Raw genomic sequence first — 15,753 nt, forward strand, 5'->3', positions numbered from 1 at the left:
GCCCGGCGCTTGCGGGGTGCCGTCGCGCCCACCCGTGCCGCCCCAGCGGCACGACTGCCCGTGGGAACGGCGGCGTGGCTGTCCGTGGGAACGGCGGCGTGGCTGTCCGTGGGAACGGCGGCGTGGCTGTCCGTGGGAACGGCGGCGTGGCTGTCCGTGGAAGCGGCGGCATGGCTGCCCGCGGGGCGCGGGTTCTGCGGGGGGTGCTTTCGGTGTTCGTCGCCGGGGCCGTGGCCGTGCCGCTGGCCGGGGCGGATCGGGCGCGGGTGCCCGCGCCGGTGCCCGCCGTGGTCGCGGGGCCGTCCGCGGCGACCCTCGACGCGGTCTACGCCGCCCACCGGGCCAACGCCGGGGAAGCCGCCCGGATGGCCGCCGCGTACGGGGACCGGCGGCGGGCCGACGCCGACCGTGCGCTGGCAGGGCGGCAGTTGCTGCACTTCGACGGGCGGGGGGCCGGGCTGGTCACCGAGGTGTTCGGGGACCTCGCGCACGCCGACCGGGTCGCCGTCCTCGTCCCCGGCTCCGACACCGGCATCGACACCTACGGCCGGTTCCGTGCCGCCGCCCTCGCCCTGCACGAGCGGCTCGGCACGCGTGCCGCGGTCGTGGCCTGGCTCGGCTACGAGACCCCCGCCACCGTCAGCGCCACCGTCGCCACCACCGGCCGGGCGGAAGAGGCCGCCCCCGGACTCCGGGAGCTCGTGGACGACGTGCGTGACGTCGCCGGGCCGCGTGCCCGCGTCTCCCTCCTCTGCCACTCCTACGGCTCCGTCGTCTGCGCCGAGGCCGCCGACGGCCTCGCCGTCGACGACATCGTCCTCCTCGGCAGCCCCGGCACCGGCTCCGACACCGCCGCCGGCCTGCGCACCCGGGCCCGGATCTGGGCCGCCCGGGGCGCCGACGACTGGGTCGGGAACGTCCCGCACCTCAGCGTCGACCTCCTCGGCACCACCGTCGGCTTCGACACCGACCCCGTCTCCCCGGCCTTCGGCGCCCGGGTCTTCGCAGCCGGCGACGGCGGCCACAGCGACTACTTCGCCCCCGGCTCCGCCTCCCTGGCCAACCTCACCCGGATCGTCCTCGGCGACACCTCGGCGGTGACCTCGTGAGCCGTCTCACCACCGCGATACGCCACGCCGCCGGCCGCGTCGACGCGGCCACCCCGGACCACCGCGACCGTGCCGTGGACGCCCTGCGGGCCGGCGCCGTCCTCGGTGTCGTCCTCGGCCACTGGCTGGTCACCGCCCTCGTCGCGGACGGCAGCACCCTGCGCGCCGCCAGCCCGCTCCAGCACCTGCCGTGGCTGGCACCCGTGTCCTGGGTGTTCCAGACCCTCGCCGTGTTCTTCCTGGTCGGAGGGCACGTGGCGACCCGCGGGTACGCCTCGTCCCGCGCCCGCGGCGTCCCGTACCGCCGCTGGCTGCACGGCCGGCTGGCCCGGCTGTTCACACCGGTCGCCGCCGTCCTCCTCCTGTGGACGGCCGTCACCGCCGTGCTGCTGCTCTCCGGCGCCGAGTACGCGACCGTCCGCACGCTGGTGAAGCTGGCCCTGTCACCGCTGTGGTTCCTGCTGGTCTTCGCCGCCCTCACCGCCGCGACCCCGCTCGTCGCCCGGCTCCACCCGCTGTGGCCGCTCGCCGTCGTCCTCCACGTCGACCTGCTCCGCTTCGGCCTCGGCGCCCCCGACCGGCTCGGCTGGCTGAACCTGGTGGCCGGCTGGCTGGTGCCGTACACCCTGGGCGCGGCCTGGACCCGCGGCGAGCTGGAACACCGCAGGACCGGCTGGATCCTCCTCGTCTCCGGTACGGCCGTCACGGCCGCGCTCGTGGCCCGGGCCGGCTACCCGGCGTCGATGGTCGGTGTCCCGGGCGCCGACGTGTCCAACCTCAACCCGCCGACCCTGGCCGCCGTCACCTTCGGCCTCGCCCAGTGCGGGCTGGCGCTGCTGCTGCGGGACCGGCTGCGCACGGCGATGCGGCGGCCCGTCGCGTGGGCGGCGGTGGCGCTGGTCAACCTCTCCGTGATGACGGTCTTCCTCTGGCACCAGACCGCCCTCATGGCGACCACCGCCACCGGCCTCCCCGCCGGCCGTCTCCCCGGCCTGCACACCGTCCCCGACGGCCTCGGCTGGGTCGCCGCCCGGCTGGTGTGGCTGCCGGTGTTCGTCCTGACCCTCGCGGTCTGCCGGGCGGCGTTCCGGTCGTGGGAGCGGGGCGGGGGCGAGCGGCGGCGCGGACGGTCCCGGGTGGTCCGTGCCCACCGGCCGGCGGAGAAGGGAGTACGGCATGTCTAGGCTGGACCGCGTGAAGGACAAGGGGGCGGAGCTCGTCCGGCGGTGGCTGGGGGCGCTGCGGGACGACCTGTTGACGGCCCGCGCGGACCCGTTGCCCCCGTCCGTGTGGCTGCGCTGGGTGCCGCACGGGGTGGTGTGCCTGGCCGCGTTCGGTGTTTTCCTCGGTGACCTGGCCCTGCTGAGCGACCACGGGGGACTGGAACTCGGACTCGCCCTGCTGATCGCGCTCGGGCAGAGCGCCGCGATGGTGCTCGCGCTGCGGCAGCCGGTGCCGGCGTGGTGGCTGTCCCTCGGGGCCACGGTGCTCGGGGCGATGGTGGTGCGAGCCCGGATGGAACCCGGCGAGTACGAGTTCACCTGGCCCTGGACCGCGGCCGGGCTGATCGCCCACCTGTTCGTCCTGCTGCTGCTCGCCCTGCGGGTCCGCACCCGCGTCTCGGTCGAGGCCCTGGCCCTGACCTCCCTGGTCACCTACGTCCTCCAGGGGCTGATGGGCGGGCGGAACTACCAGCCCACCGGCCAGACCGCCGTTCCCCTGTTCATCGTCGCCGTCGTCCTCGGCACCGCCCTGCGCGGCCGCCGCGAGGCCCGCGCCGAACTCGGCCGGCAGACCACCCTCACCGCCGAGGAACGCGCCCGCCGCACCCTCCTGGAGGAACGCAGCCGGATCGCCCGCGAGCTGCACGACGTGGTCGCCCACCACATGTCGGTCATCTCCATCCAGGCGCAGGTCGCCCCGCACCTGGTCCAGGACCCGCCCGACGAGCTGAGGGAGAACCTCGCCGGCATCCGGCAGAACGCCGTCGAGGCGCTGACCGAGCTGCGCCGCGTCCTCGACGTGCTGCGTTCCGAACACCCCGCCCCCGGCGAGCGCTCGGACGCCCCGCAGCCCACCCTCGACCGGCTGGAGGCGCTGGTGGAGAACACCCGCGCCGCCGGACTGACCGTGACCACCGAGATCACCGGCGAACGGCGTCCGCTGCCGCCCGGCGTGGAGCTGTCGGCGTACCGGATCGTGCAGGAGGCGCTGAGCAACGTGCTGCGGCACGCGCCCGGCGCGACCGCCCACGTCACCCTCGCCTACGATCCGAGGGGGCTGCGGGTGACGGTCGTCAACACCCGCCCGACCCGGGAGGCACCGCCGTCCGCCGGCGCCGGACACGGACTGCTCGGCATGCGGGAACGGGCCGTCATGCTGGGCGGCAGGCTGACGGCCGGCCCCTGGGCCGACAACGGCTACAAGGTCGACGCCCACCTCCCGGTCTCCGCCCCGCCCGCCACCGCTCCCCCTCCCGAGGACGGCCCCGCATGATCCGCGTACTGATCGCCGACGACCAGCAGATGGTCCGCCAGGGCTTCACCGTGCTGCTCAACACGCAGCCCGACATCGAGGTCGTCGGCCAGGCGGTGAACGGGGTGGACGCGGTCGACCAGGTCGCCGAGCTCACCCCGGACGTCGTCCTGATGGACATCCGCATGCCCGAACTCGGCGGCATCCAGGCCACCGCCCGCATCACCACCGCCACCCCGCACGTCAAGGTGCTGATGCTGACCACCTTCGACCTCGACGAGTACGTGTACGAGGCGCTGCGCGCCGGGGCGTCCGGGTTCCTGCTGAAGGACGCCTCCGCCGACCAGCTCGCCGAGGCGGTACGGGTGGTGGCGGCCGGGGACGCCCTCCTCGCACCCGGCGTCACCCGGCGGCTGATCGCCGAGTTCTCCCGGCTGGACGACCGCCCCCGCAGCCCCCTCAGGCAGCGCGTGAAGGATCTCACCGAACGCGAGACGGAGGTGCTCGCGCTGATCGCGCAGGGCCTGTCCAACGCGGAGATCGCGGTACGTCTCGTGGTGGCCGAGCAGACCGTGAAGACGCACGTCGGCCGCATCCTGGTGAAACTGGGCCTGCGGGACCGCACCCAGGCGGCGGTGTTCGCGTACGAGTCGGGGCTGGTGCGTCCCTCCGGGTACTGAGAAGTGCCCCGGGCGTGGCCCGCGTAGTACCTGAGACGGACGCCCGGGAACCCTTCTCGGCGGGGACGACCGCGCTCACCCGGTCGGCCTACCGTGTGAGCGTGACCGAGACGACTCACCAGCAGCCCCCGGCCGCCCCGCGCGGGAACGGGGCCGGGACCCGCAGCCCGGAGTACCAGGCGGTCCGGAGCGCCCTGCGCGGGCTGCGCCAGGACCTGTTCCACGACCCCTTCGCCTACCGCCCGCTGCCGCCCCGGCGCACGGACGGCCCGTTCGTCCGCCGGCTGCGCGGCCGGCCGCGGTCGGCCGCGGCGCACCTCCCGCACGCGGTGGTGGGGGCGGTCGCGCTGATCGCCCTGATGACCGGCACGCTCGGCGGCGGCCTCCCCGGCGGGGACGTACTGGCCCTGCTGACCGGTCTGCTGTGCGCGGCCCCGGTGGCCGCCACGCTGGTGCGGCCGGTCGGCGCGTTCTGGATGTCCCTCGCCGCGACCCCGGTGGTCTCGATTCTGGGCGGTGACGGCTCGGACTGGCCGTGGATGCCCGGCGTGTTCGTCTGCCATCTGGCGGTGCTGGTCTTCGTGGCCCTGCGCACCCGGCCCCGCACCGCCGCCTGGATGTGGGTCCTGACCTTCGCCTACGCCTTCCTCGCGGACCTTCTCTTCGGCGGGTCGTACTACTACACCAACAGTGCGCCCATGCTGGTGACGTCCGCGTTCGCCCTGCTCGTGGTCTGTCTCTGGCACGTCCGCCGCACCGCCCAGCAGGAGGTGACCGCTCAGCAGACGGTCACCGCGCACGAGCGTTCCCGGCGCACGGCGCTGGAGGAGCGCACCACCATCGCCCGCGAGCTGCACGACGTGGTCGCCCACCACATGTCGGTGGTCGCCATCCAGGCCGAGGCGGCCCCCTACCGGGTGGAGAACCCGCCGCCGGAACTGGAGCGCGCCTTCGTCACCATCCGGGAGAACGCGGTCGCCGCCCTCACCGAGCTGCGCCGCATCCTGGGCGTGGTCCGCGCCGAGGACTACGAGGCCCCGGACGCCCCGCAGCCCACCCTCGCCGACCTGGACGCCCTGCTCGTCAACGTGCGCGACGCGGGGCTGCGGGTGGAGAAGGTGGTGACCGGCGCGGTGCGGGAGCTGCCGCAGGGGGTGGAGCTGTCGGCGTACCGGATCGTGCAGGAGGCGCTGAGCAACAGCCTGCGGCACGCGCCCGGCGCGAGCGCCCGGGTGGAGATCGGGTACGTCCTCGGCGGCCTCGGCGTACGCGTCGTCAACGGTCCGGCGCCCGAGCCGAGCCTCGTCAAACCCTCGCCCGGCGCCGGTCACGGCATCACCGGCATGCGCGAGCGGGTCACCATGCTGAACGGTGAGATGACGGCCGGCCCGGCCGACGACGGCGGTTACGAGGTGACGGTGTTCCTGCCCGTCACCACGGTGAACGAAGGTGACGCATGACCATCCGGGTCCTGATCGCGGACGACCAGATGATGGTGCGCGAGGGCTTCTCGGTCCTGCTGGGCGCGATGCCGGGCATCGAGGTCGTCGGCGAGGCCGTCAACGGCCGCGAGGCGGTGGAGCGGGTCCGCGAACTCGCCCCCGACGTCGTCCTCATGGACATCCGCATGCCCGAGCTGAACGGCATCGACGCGACGCGGGAGATCGTCGCCGCCGACGGCACCGCGAAGGTGCTGGTGCTGACCACCTTCGACCTCGACGAGTACGTCTACCAGGCGCTGCGCGCGGGCGCCTCCGGCTTCCTCCTCAAGGACGCCTCCGCCCGCCAGCTCGCCGACGGGGTACGAGTCGTCGCGTCCGGCGAGGCACTGCTCGCCCCGACGGTGACCAAGCGGCTGATCACCGAGTTCTCCAAGCTGTCCGAGACCCCGCGCCTGATGCCGTCCGCGCACGGGGCGTACGGCGACCTCACCGAGCGGGAGACGGAGGTGCTGGTGCTGATCGCGCAGGGCCTGTCGAACTCCGAGATTGCCGGGCGGCTGGTGGTCGCCGAGTCCACGATCAAGACGCACGTCAGCCGCATCCTGGTGAAACTGGGCCTGCGGGACCGCACCCAGGCGGCGGTCTTCGCGTACGAGGCACGGCTGGTCACCCCCGGCTGACCCTGGTCAGGGAGCGGGGCGCCGGGCTACCGTCCGTCCATGGCAGCCCTTGACGACCTCGCGTTCGACCCGTGGGACCCCGCGTTCGTCGCCGACCCGTACCCCGCCTACGCCGAGCTGCGCGCACGCGGGCGGGTGCGGTACTTCGAGCCGACGGACCAGTGGCTGGTCGCGCACCACGCGGACGTCTCGGCGCTGCTGCGCGACCGGCGCCTGGGACGGACGTACCAGCACCGCTTCACCCACGAGGAGTTCGGCCGGACCGCCCCGCCGCCGGAGCACGAGCCGTTCCACACCCTCAACGACCATGGCATGCTCGACCTCGAACCGCCGGACCACACCCGCATCCGTCGCCTGGTGTCGAAGGCGTTCACCCCGCGCACGGTGGAGCGCCTCAAGCCGTACGTCACGCGTCTCGCGGGTGACCTGGTCTCCGCGCTGGTCGAGGCGGGCGGCGGCGACCTGCTGAGGGACGTCGCCGAACCGCTGCCGGTCGCGGTGATCGCCGAGATGCTCGGCATCCCGGAGTCCGACCGGGCGTCGCTGCGCCCCTGGTCGGCGGACATCTGCGGCATGTACGAGCTGAACCCGCCCGAGGAGACGGCGGCGAGGGCCGTCCGGGCGTCGGTCGAGTTCTCCGACTACCTGCGCGGCCTGATCGCCGAGCGCCGCGAGAACCCCGGCGACGACCTGATCTCGGGCCTGATCGCCGCCCACGACGAGGACGACGACCGGCTCACCGAGCAGGAGATGATCTCCACCTGCGTGCTGCTGCTCAACGCGGGCCACGAGGCCACCGTGAACTCCACGGTCAACGGCTGGTGGGCGCTGTTCCGCCATCCCGACCAGCTCGCCGCCCTGCGCGCGGACCACTCTCTCGTCCCGTCCGCCGTGGAGGAGCTGATGCGCTACGACACCCCGCTCCAGCTCTTCGAACGCTGGGTCCTCGACGAGATCGAGATCGACGGCCGGGTGATCCCGAGGGGCGCGGAGATCGCGATGCTCTTCGGCTCCGCCAACCACGACCCGGCCGTCTTCACCGACCCGTCCCGCCTGGACCTCACCCGCCGCGACAACCTGCACATCTCCTTCAGCGCCGGCATCCACTACTGCATCGGCGCCCCCCTGGCCCGCATCGAGCTGGCGGCCTCGATGACGGCGCTGCTGGAGAAGGCACCGACGCTGCGACTGGCGGCGGAGCCGGAGCGGAAGCCGAACTTCGTGATCAGGGGGTTGGAGGGGCTGGCCGTGGAAGTGAGGTGATCACTCGTTCGGCTGATCACCGGCCGACTTCCGGCGAGGGACGTGGATGGCTCGTCAAGCTGGTGTCCGCCTGCGGAGGATCTGCAAGCTGAAACCGGACAAGAAAGGGGTGGGCCGGATGATTCGGGCGTACAAGTTTCTCATGCGGTCCACGGCCCGTCAGACGATCGCGCTGCGCGAGATGCTGGCCGACCACTGCTCTCTGTACAACGGTGCCCTCCAGGAACGCCGCGATGCCTACCGGCACGCCTCGAAGACCACCGTCCGGTACGGCGGCCAGTCTGCCCAGCTCAAGGACATCCGGGCATTCGACCCCGAACGTCAGGGCCGCTGGTCGTTCTCCAGCCAACAAGCGACCCTCCGGCGTCTGGACAAGGCGTTCACCTCGTTCTTCCGGCGTGTGCAGGCTGGAGAGAAGCCGGGCTATCCGCGGTTTCGGTCAGGCAAGCGGTTCGACACCGTGGAGTTCCCGAAGGACGGCGACGGCTGCCGATGGGACTCCACCCCACACGACCCCGTCACCCGCGTCCGCCTTCAAGGCGTCGGGCACGTCAAGGTGCACCAGCACCGACCCGTGGCCGGCAAGGTCAAGACGATCTCGGTGAAGCGTGAGGGGCACCGCTGGTACGTCATCCTCACCGCTGAGCAGACCGCGCCCGAAGCACTCCCGGCGACCGGTTCCGTGGTCGGCATCGACATGGGCTTGGCCAACTTCCTCGCCGACTCGAGCGGCGGATTCGTACCCAACCCACGTTATGGACACAAGGCCGCCGCGAAGCTGGAAGCCGCACAGCAGGCGCTCAGCCGGTGCAAGCGGGGCAGCGAGCGGCGCCACAAGGCCGCTCAGACCGTGGCCCGTCTATACCGTAAAGTCCGCCGGCAGCGCCTGGACCACGCACACAAGACCGCACTTGACCTCGTACGCGAACACGACTTCATCGCCTACGAAGATCTGAAGATCCGAAACATGAGCCGTTCCCCGACACCCGAGCCGGACCCCGAGATGCCGGGCATCTTCCTGCCCAACGGGGCCGCCGCGAAGGCCGGGCTGAACCGCTCGATCGCTGATGCCGGATGGGGGGTGTTCCTCCAGATCCTCACCGCCAAGGCAGAATGCGCCGGACGGGAAGTGCTGGCCGTGGACCCCCGCAACACCTCGCGGCGGTGCCCCGAATGTGGGCACACCGCCGCAGAGAACCGGCCCACACAGGAGAAGTTCCACTGCGTCGCCTGCGGCTACCACGCGCACGCGGACACAGTGGGCGCCCTGAACGTTCTACGGGCCGGGCTGGTCCGTCGCGAAGCCACACCGGCATAGCGAGAAGCCCCTCATTCATGAAGGGGAGGAGTCACGACGGTTATGGCAGAACGCGCGTCAGCCCAGTTGTCGGTGGACATGTTCGAGCGGATCGCCGAGTTCGTCGAACGTGAGGACGAGACCGTCAGGTTCGAGTCCATCAACGGACGGATCGGGCTCAGGAAAGGAACCGACGGCAGTCACACCGCAATCATCATGTGGCTGGTCCGTCAGTGCATGAAGGCCAGGCCCGAACTCGATCTCAGCCCGGTGCAGGGGTTGAAGGTGGAGTCCTACCGCAAGGGCCGGGCCCTGCCGGACGCGGTGCTCGCCCCTGTCACCCACTTCGTGGGGCAGGGGGACTGGGCAGATACCGAAGGCGTGCTGATGACGGTGGAGGTCACCTCCTTCGACTCGGACACGCACGATCGCGATCGTGTGGAGAAACCCCAGGCCTACGCCGAATCCGGGATCCCCGTCTACCTGCTGATCGACCGCAACCGTCGCTCCGTCCTCGTACACCGTGATCCGGACCCGGTGGTCGGCTACCGGAACGTCCAGAAGCGCCAGTTGGGCCAGAAGGTCGTGCTGCCCGACCCCGTCGGCATCGAGTTCGACACCGAGGGGCTCAAACCGTTCATGGACTGATCGCTGCTGTCATGTCGACAGATCCCTGCGCCGCAACCCGGCCAGCCCCGCCCCGACCAGCCCTGCCGCGAGAACCGTGAGGACCAGCACCGGGGGCCACTCCATGGCCCCGCCCGGCAGCTTCGGCAGATGGCCGAAGGGGGACAGGTCCAGCACCGCTCGCGGTACGTCCAGCGCCGGGCCGACCCAGCCGATCAGCAGCACCGCGCCGGCCACGCCCCACGCGACCGTCGCCGCCCCGGGCGCCAGTCCGTACAGCAGGACCGCGACCCCGCCGATCACCCACACCGCCGGGACCTGCACCAGGCACGCCCCCAGGATCTCTCCCGTCCGCTCGCCGTGGCCGAGCGCGAGACCCGCCCCCGCGAGCAGCATCAGCAGCGCCGACCCGCCGAACGCCACCGTCAGATGCCCGGCGGCCCAGCGCAGCCGTCCGACCGCCCCCGCGAGCACCGGCTCGGCCCGCCCGGAAGTCTCCTCGCCGTGCAGCCGCAGTACCGACGCCACGATGTACAGGGCCGCCACCAGCCCCAGCATCCCGGCCATCGCCGCGAGGAACGCGTCCGTCAGCCCCGACTGCCCGCCCATCCGCTGGAAGATCTCACGGGCGCCCTCGTTGTCGCCGACCAGTTCGGCCGCCCCCTCCGCCATGCCGCCGTACACCAGCCCCGCCAGCAGGAATCCGAGGCTCCAGCCGAGCACACCGCCCCGCTGCAGCCGCCACGCCAGCGCCCCCGCGCCGCCCAGCCGCCCGGCGGCCGGCCCCGGACGGCTCGGCAGGAAGCTCATGCCGAGATCCCGGCGCCCGGCGAGCGCGTACGCCACCGCCCCCTGCACCAGCACCGCGCCCGCGAACAGCCCCAGCACCCACCACCGTTCACCGGCGTAGGCCCGCAGGTTCGTCAGCCAGCCGAGCGGCGACGCCCAGGTCAGCGGTGACGAACCGTCGTCGGTCGCCGAGTCGCCCGCCGCCCGCAGCACGAACGCCGCCCCGAGCACCGCCGCCGTCAGCCCCCGCGCGAGCCGCGCGCTCTCCGTCAACTGCGCCACGATCGCCGCCATCGTCGCGAAGACCATGCCCACACCGGCGATCCCGAGCCCGAACGCGACCGCTCCCGCAGCGCCCTGCCCGGCCAGTCCGGCCGTCACCAGCAGCGCCAGCATCCCGTTCGCGACGGCCGCCGCGAGCAGCGCCGCCGTGAGCGAGGCCCTGCGGCCCACCATCCCGGACGCCACCATCTCCTGACGCCCGCTCTCCTCCTCGTCCCGGGTGTGCCGTACGACGACCAGCAGACCGACCACGGCGGCCAGCGCCCCCGCGTACACCCCGGCCCGCCAGGCGGTCAGCGCGCCGAGCGAGTCGCCGAAGACGGGGCCGACCATGGCCCGCAGCGAGGAGTTGCCGGCCATCTGGGCGACCAGGTCGGCGCGTTCGGCGGGAGTGCCGTACAGGCCCTTGAGCGTGCTCGGCATCGACAGCACCATCAGGGCGTTCACCGCGACCCACACCGGGATCATCACCCGGTCCCGGCGCAGCGCGAAACGCAGCAGGATGCCGGTGCCGGCGAGCTGTCGCGCGCTCGCGGGCCGTACGGCGAAGGCGGCGGCGCTCATCGGGCGGTCACCTCGTCCTGGTAGTGCCGCAGGAAGAGTTCCTCCAGCGTCGGCGGGGTGGACGTCAGCGAGCGCACGCCCGACTCGCTCAGCGAGCGCAGCACCGCGTCCAGCTTGTCGGTGTCGACCTGGAGCCGGACGCGCCGCCCCTGTACGTCGAGGTCGTGCACACCGGGCAGTCCGGCGAGCCCGTTGGGCGGGCCGGCGAGTTCGGCGCTCACGCTCGTCCGGGTCAGATGCCGCAGCTCGGCGAGCGAACCGCTCTCCACCGTGGCCCCCTTGCGGATGATGCTGACCCGGTCGCACAGCTCCTCCACCTCGCTGAGGATGTGCGAGGACAGCAGCACGGTCCGCCCGCGCTCCCGCTCCTCGGCGACACAGCGCTGGAAGACCTCCTCCATCAGCGGGTCCAGGCCGGACGTCGGCTCGTCGAGGATCAGCAGGTCGACGTCGGAGGCGAACGCCGCCACCAGGGCGACCTTCTGCCGGTTGCCCTTGGAGTACGTGCGGCCCTTCTTCGTCGGGTCCAGCTCGAACCGCTCGGTCAGCTCGGCGCGGCGGTGCGGGTCCAGGCCGCCGCGCAGCCTCCCGTACAGGTCGATGACCTCGCCCCCGGAGAGGTTGCGCCACAGCGTCACGTCACCGGGGACGTAGGCGATACGACGGTGGATCTCCACGGCGTCCGTCCACGGGTCCCGGCCGAGCACCCGGGCGGCACCGGAGTCGGCGCGCAGCAGGCCGAGCAGGACGCGGATGGTGGTGGACTTCCCGGAGCCGTTGGGGCCGAGGAAGCCGTGGACCTCGCCGGTCTCGACGCTCAGGTCGAGACCGGCCAGTGCGTGGGTCCGGCCGAACGACTTGTGCAGTCCGGACACGGTGATGGCCTTCGTCATGCTTCGGAACGTACGCTTCTTTCAGAAATTTGTGAAGTTAAGGAAACGTATAAATCGACGGCTAGACTTGATCCACGGCATCCACGGCGCCTGAGCAGGGGAGATGATCGGAACATGGCGGAACCGAGCGGGACGGCCCGGGATCCGGAGGCGGTCTCACGGTTCGTGGAGCACTTCGCGGCACAGCTCGTGGAGGCCGGCCTGGCACGCATGCCCGCCCGCGTCTTCGCGGCCCTGCTCGCCTCCGACGCCGGGGTCCTGACCTCCGCCGAACTGGGTGAACGGCTCCAGATCTCACCGGCCGCGGTCTCCGGCGCGGTGCGCTACCTGTCCCAGGTCCACATGGTGTCCCGCGAGCGCGAGCCCGGTTCCCGCCGGGAGCGCTACCGGGTCCACGGCGACCAGTGGTACGAGGCGCTCACCAACCGCGAGGCCATCATCAAGCGCTGGGAGGACGCGTTGCGGGACGGCGTCACCAGCCTGGGCGCGGACACCCCGGCGGGGCGGCGGCTGGCGGAGACGCTGGCCTTCTTCGAGTTCATGGAGAAGGAGGTCGAGGCGATGATGGAGCGCTGGCGGGTGCACCGGGAGGAGCGGTTCGGGAGAGAGTAATTGATCCGCTACGCTGAGTGGTGGCTGGTCCGCTTCAACGGGAGGGCGCATCATGACAGTCATGGCAGAGCGACCGACGATAAACGGCACCGAGCCCGACAGCTTCGAGGGCCTGCTGAGGACCCTCGACGAGCTGGACGTGCCCGACGGCTACCAAGCCGAGATCATCAGGGGGAACATCGTCGTGTCGCCGTGGTCGAAGGGGTATTACACCCGTGTGATGCGCTTGGTGTGCCAGCAATTGGAGCCGCACCTTCCCGAGGGGCACGTGATCGAGCGGGCGCCCAATCCGTATGTCTTCCCGGGTGATGAGCGGGCCTATGGGCCGGATATCCACGCGGCGCACGCGAAAGCCTTGGAGACAGCCGACAACCATATTGACGGCGAAGCCCTTTGCTTTGTAGCCGAACTCACGTCTTCCACCACCCGGGACGACGACCTCACGGACAAGGTCGAGGTCTATGGACGAGCCGGCATCCCCGTCTACCTGATCCTCGACATGCAGGAGGAACAGGCCACAGTCCTCTGGACACCCTCGGCCAAGGGCTACGAGTCTCGCGACACCAGGCCGTTCGGCGAGAAGCTGTCGATCCCCGCCCCGTTCGGCTGCGTACTGGATACGACCGGTTTCAGGGCTCCCTGACCCGACGCCTCCGCTACCGCGTCGGCAGTACGAGCCCCCAAGCCCCCTCCCGCACTACCCACGTCCGCGTCCGCACCGGTCCCGACACCGCCGCGTCCGCGCGATAGCGGAAGTGCGCGCCCGACACGGTCACCGTCCGCCCCTCGGCCGACAGTGGGGACGCCTCCGCCCCCACCGACGCCGGACGCACCTCCACCCGCGCCGCCCCGGAGGCACCGGGCACGACCGAGACGCCCTCCACCGGCTGCCCCAGGTCGACGAGCGTCTCCCCGTCGACCTCCACCCGCAGCCGCGCCGGCCCCGCCCCGGGGGCGGGGACGACCCCGGACGGCCGCGCCGGCACCAGGGTCCGTACCAGCGACCGGCACGTCCGCAGCCACGGACGCCCCGCCCCGCCGTCCGCCTCCCGCACCCGTGTCGTGCCGCCGAGCGGCGGAATCCGCAGCGCGCCGAGCACCACCCCGTCGCTGTCGTCCACCAGCAGGTCCATCCGCCGCTCCGCCCCGTCCAGCACCGCCCGTGCCGCCGCCACCGCGCCCGCCGGCACCCCCAGCGACCGGGCGAGGGAGACCGCGCCCCCCACCGGCACCAGGGACAGGGCGCATTCGGCCAGCTCCCGCCGCCGGTGCAGCAGCGTCACCGCCCGCACCAGGGCCCGGTCGTCGCCCACCACCACCGGCCGCCGCGACCCGCGTCGTGCCAGCGCCCGCGCGAACTCCTCCGGCCCGTCCGGCAGGCACACCTTCGTGCCCGCCGCACCCGCGCCGATCACGTCCTTCGCGATCCGGACGGACTCGCCGTCCGCCCGTCGGGCGACCGGGTCGATGACCACCAGGAGCTGATCGGACGTCGCGGAGAAGGTCCTGGAAGTCGCCACCTCGGCCATGCCTCGCTTCCTCGGGTAGCATCTTTGTGCAAGAGCCCCTTGCGCTATTGCGCCAGGGGCTTCGTCTATTCCGGGGCATCCGGTCCGACGGTGGCGGCCAACGACGGTCGCGGTGTACGTGGCGGAAACCCACCGCATACGCCCTCGACCATGGACATGCCCCGCCCGGAAGGGGTGTACGCGCGTGCCCGCACTTGTGCTGCTCGGTGCTCAGTGGGGTGACGAAGGCAAGGGAAAGGCGACGGACCTGCTCGGTGGTTCCGTCGACTATGTGGTGCGCTACCAGGGCGGCAACAACGCCGGCCACACGGTAGTCGTGGGTGATCAGAAGTACGCCCTCCACCTGCTCCCTTCCGGGATTCTCTCCCCCGGCTGCACGCCGGTCATCGGCAACGGCGTCGTCGTCGACCCGTCGGTCCTGTTCTCCGAGCTGAGCGGGCTGAACGAGCGAGGCGTCGACACGTCGAAGCTCCTGATCAGCGGAAACGCTCACATCATCACGCCGTACAACGTGACGGTGGACAAGGTGACCGAGCGCTTCCTCGGCAAGCGCAAGATCGGCACCACGGGCCGGGGCATCGGCCCGACCTACGCCGACAAGATCAACCGTGTCGGTATCCGCGTCCAGGACCTGTACGACGAGTCGATCCTCACCCAGAAGGTCGAAGCGGCCCTCGACGTCAAGAACCAGATGCTCACCAAGTTCTACAACCGGCGCGCGATCGCCGTCGACCAGGTGGTCGAGGAGCTGCTGGGCTACGCGGACAAGCTCGCCCCGTACGTCGCCGACACGGTGCTGGTGCTGAACCAGGCGCTGGAGCAGGACAAGGTGGTCCTCTTCGAGGGCGGCCAGGGCACGCTCCTCGACATCGACCACGGCACGTACCCCTTCGTCACCTCGTCGAACCCGACCGCGGGCGGCGCCTGCACGGGCGCCGGCGTGGGCCCGACGAAGATCAGCCGGGTCATCGGCATCCTCAAGGCGTACACCACCCGCGTCGGCGCGGGACCGTTCCCGACGGAGCTGTTCGACGAGGACGGCGAGGCGCTGCGCCGCATCGGCGGCGAGCGCGGTGTCACCACCGGCCGTGACCGCCGCTGCGGCTGGTTCGACGCGGTGATCGCCCGCTACGCGACCCGCGTCAACGGCCTCACCGACTTCTTCCTCACCAAGCTCGACGTCCTCACCGGCTGGGAGCAGATCCCGGTCTGCGTGGCGTACGAGATCGACGGCAAGCGGGTCGAGGAGCTGCCGTACTCGCAGACGGACTTCCACCACGCGAAGCCGGTCTACGAGATGCTGCCGGGCTGGTCCGAGGACATCAGCAAGGCGAAGTCGTTCTCCGACCTGCCGAAGAACGCCCAGGCGTACGTCAAGGCCCTGGAGGAGATGTCCGGCGCCCCGATCTCCGCGATCGGCGTGGGCCCGGGCCGCACCGAGACGATCGAGATCAACTCGTTCCTGTAGGAGCACCCGTTACGGCGAAGCCACCGGCCCCTCGACAAGGGGT

Annotated in this window: 15 protein-coding genes; 12 read left to right on the forward strand and 3 right to left on the reverse strand. The window is 71.9% G+C overall.

Translation table 11 applies throughout. From position 1 onward, the window contains the following. The first annotated feature begins 170 nt into the window (after nucleotides 1-170). From ACF1DX_RS14075 to ACF1DX_RS14115, 9 genes are all read left to right on the forward strand, one after another. On the forward strand, nucleotides 171-1,109 hold the full coding sequence (locus tag ACF1DX_RS14075) for an alpha/beta hydrolase (protein WP_391791432.1): 939 nt from the start codon (nucleotides 171-173) through the stop codon (nucleotides 1,107-1,109). After that, nucleotides 1,106-2,293, forward strand: a complete 1,188-nt coding sequence (locus tag ACF1DX_RS14080) for an acyltransferase (RefSeq protein WP_391791433.1) — start codon at nucleotides 1,106-1,108, stop codon at nucleotides 2,291-2,293. The genes ACF1DX_RS14075 and ACF1DX_RS14080 overlap by 4 nt, the downstream gene beginning before the upstream one ends. Next, nucleotides 2,286-3,605 carry a sensor histidine kinase gene (locus ACF1DX_RS14085; RefSeq protein ID WP_391791434.1) on the forward strand — a complete coding sequence of 440 codons (1,320 nt, stop codon included), beginning with the start codon at nucleotides 2,286-2,288 and terminating at the stop codon, nucleotides 3,603-3,605. The genes ACF1DX_RS14080 and ACF1DX_RS14085 overlap by 8 nt, the downstream gene beginning before the upstream one ends. Next, a complete protein-coding gene (locus tag ACF1DX_RS14090) occupies nucleotides 3,602-4,264 on the forward strand; it encodes a response regulator (RefSeq protein WP_391791435.1) in 663 nt (220 codons plus the stop codon). Before ACF1DX_RS14085 ends, ACF1DX_RS14090 begins: the two co-directional genes overlap by 4 nt. Before the next feature lie 101 nt (nucleotides 4,265-4,365). After that, a complete protein-coding gene (locus ACF1DX_RS14095) occupies nucleotides 4,366-5,724 on the forward strand; it encodes a sensor histidine kinase (RefSeq protein WP_391791436.1) in 1,359 nt (452 codons plus the stop codon). Continuing rightward, a complete protein-coding gene (locus ACF1DX_RS14100; protein WP_391791437.1) occupies nucleotides 5,721-6,386 on the forward strand; it encodes a response regulator in 666 nt (221 codons plus the stop codon). The genes ACF1DX_RS14095 and ACF1DX_RS14100 overlap by 4 nt, the downstream gene beginning before the upstream one ends. Before the next feature lie 39 nt (nucleotides 6,387-6,425). Next, on the forward strand, nucleotides 6,426-7,649 hold the full coding sequence (locus tag ACF1DX_RS14105; RefSeq protein ID WP_391791438.1) for a cytochrome P450: 1,224 nt from the start codon (nucleotides 6,426-6,428) through the stop codon (nucleotides 7,647-7,649). A 118-nt stretch (nucleotides 7,650-7,767) separates the two neighbouring features. Next, nucleotides 7,768-8,967: an RNA-guided endonuclease InsQ/TnpB family protein gene (locus ACF1DX_RS14110; protein ID WP_391791660.1), complete on the forward strand. Its 1,200-nt coding sequence runs from the start codon at nucleotides 7,768-7,770 to the stop codon at nucleotides 8,965-8,967. A 42-nt stretch (nucleotides 8,968-9,009) separates the two neighbouring features. Further along, on the forward strand, nucleotides 9,010-9,594 hold the full coding sequence (locus ACF1DX_RS14115; protein WP_391791439.1) for a Uma2 family endonuclease: 585 nt from the start codon (nucleotides 9,010-9,012) through the stop codon (nucleotides 9,592-9,594). A gap of 9 nt (nucleotides 9,595-9,603) precedes the next feature. On the opposite strand, the gene ACF1DX_RS14120 is transcribed toward ACF1DX_RS14115, so the two are convergent. Further along, the gene (locus tag ACF1DX_RS14120) at nucleotides 9,604-11,112 is read right to left on the reverse strand and encodes an ABC transporter permease (RefSeq protein WP_391791661.1); all 1,509 of its coding nucleotides are present in this window, start codon (nucleotides 11,110-11,112) and stop codon (nucleotides 9,604-9,606) included. A 92-nt stretch (nucleotides 11,113-11,204) separates the two neighbouring features. Beyond that, a complete protein-coding gene (locus ACF1DX_RS14125; RefSeq protein ID WP_391791440.1) occupies nucleotides 11,205-12,101 on the reverse strand; it encodes an ATP-binding cassette domain-containing protein in 897 nt (298 codons plus the stop codon). 114 nt (nucleotides 12,102-12,215) lie between these two features. Here ACF1DX_RS14125 and ACF1DX_RS14130 point away from each other — a divergent pair, with 114 nt between their 5' ends. Together ACF1DX_RS14130 and ACF1DX_RS14135 are read left to right on the forward strand one after the other, a co-directional pair. Further along, nucleotides 12,216-12,713, forward strand: a complete 498-nt coding sequence (locus ACF1DX_RS14130) for a GbsR/MarR family transcriptional regulator (RefSeq protein WP_391791441.1) — start codon at nucleotides 12,216-12,218, stop codon at nucleotides 12,711-12,713. 52 nt (nucleotides 12,714-12,765) lie between these two features. Then, nucleotides 12,766-13,356, forward strand: coding sequence for a Uma2 family endonuclease (locus tag ACF1DX_RS14135; protein WP_391791442.1), 591 nt, complete (start codon nucleotides 12,766-12,768; stop codon nucleotides 13,354-13,356). 13 nt (nucleotides 13,357-13,369) lie between these two features. Here ACF1DX_RS14135 and ACF1DX_RS14140 read toward each other — a convergent pair whose 3' ends face one another. After that, on the reverse strand, nucleotides 13,370-14,242 hold the full coding sequence (locus ACF1DX_RS14140) for a diacylglycerol kinase (protein ID WP_391791443.1): 873 nt from the start codon (nucleotides 14,240-14,242) through the stop codon (nucleotides 13,370-13,372). A 184-nt stretch (nucleotides 14,243-14,426) separates the two neighbouring features. Here ACF1DX_RS14140 and ACF1DX_RS14145 point away from each other — a divergent pair, with 184 nt between their 5' ends. Beyond that, nucleotides 14,427-15,710, forward strand: coding sequence for an adenylosuccinate synthase (locus ACF1DX_RS14145; protein ID WP_383343161.1), 1,284 nt, complete (start codon nucleotides 14,427-14,429; stop codon nucleotides 15,708-15,710). Nucleotides 15,711-15,753: the final 43 nt, after the last annotated feature.

Origin of the sequence: Streptomyces sp. NPDC014676, from assembly GCF_043084105.1 — a bacterium.
Lineage (GTDB): Bacteria > Actinomycetota > Actinomycetes > Streptomycetales > Streptomycetaceae > Streptomyces.

Bases quoted from the DNA above. Each gene is read 5' to 3' on its own strand.
- ACF1DX_RS14075 (WP_391791432.1), top strand. From the start codon at position 171: ATGGCTGCCCGCGGGGCGCGGGTTCTGCGGGGGGTGCTTTCGGTGTTC.
- ACF1DX_RS14085 (WP_391791434.1), top strand. From the start codon at position 2,286: ATGTCTAGGCTGGACCGCGTGAAGGACAAGGGGGCGGAGCTCGTCCGG.
- ACF1DX_RS14090 (WP_391791435.1), top strand. From the start codon at position 3,602: ATGATCCGCGTACTGATCGCCGACGACCAGCAGATGGTCCGCCAGGGC.
- ACF1DX_RS14100 (WP_391791437.1), top strand. From the start codon at position 5,721: ATGACCATCCGGGTCCTGATCGCGGACGACCAGATGATGGTGCGCGAG.
- ACF1DX_RS14105 (WP_391791438.1), top strand. From the start codon at position 6,426: ATGGCAGCCCTTGACGACCTCGCGTTCGACCCGTGGGACCCCGCGTTC.
- ACF1DX_RS14110 (WP_391791660.1), top strand. From the start codon at position 7,768: ATGATTCGGGCGTACAAGTTTCTCATGCGGTCCACGGCCCGTCAGACG.
- ACF1DX_RS14115 (WP_391791439.1), top strand. From the start codon at position 9,010: ATGGCAGAACGCGCGTCAGCCCAGTTGTCGGTGGACATGTTCGAGCGG.
- ACF1DX_RS14120 (WP_391791661.1), bottom strand. From the start codon at position 11,112: ATGATCCCGGTGTGGGTCGCGGTGAACGCCCTGATGGTGCTGTCGATG.
- ACF1DX_RS14125 (WP_391791440.1), bottom strand. From the start codon at position 12,101: ATGACGAAGGCCATCACCGTGTCCGGACTGCACAAGTCGTTCGGCCGG.
- ACF1DX_RS14130 (WP_391791441.1), top strand. From the start codon at position 12,216: ATGGCGGAACCGAGCGGGACGGCCCGGGATCCGGAGGCGGTCTCACGG.
- ACF1DX_RS14135 (WP_391791442.1), top strand. From the start codon at position 12,766: ATGACAGTCATGGCAGAGCGACCGACGATAAACGGCACCGAGCCCGAC.
- ACF1DX_RS14140 (WP_391791443.1), bottom strand. From the start codon at position 14,242: ATGGCCGAGGTGGCGACTTCCAGGACCTTCTCCGCGACGTCCGATCAG.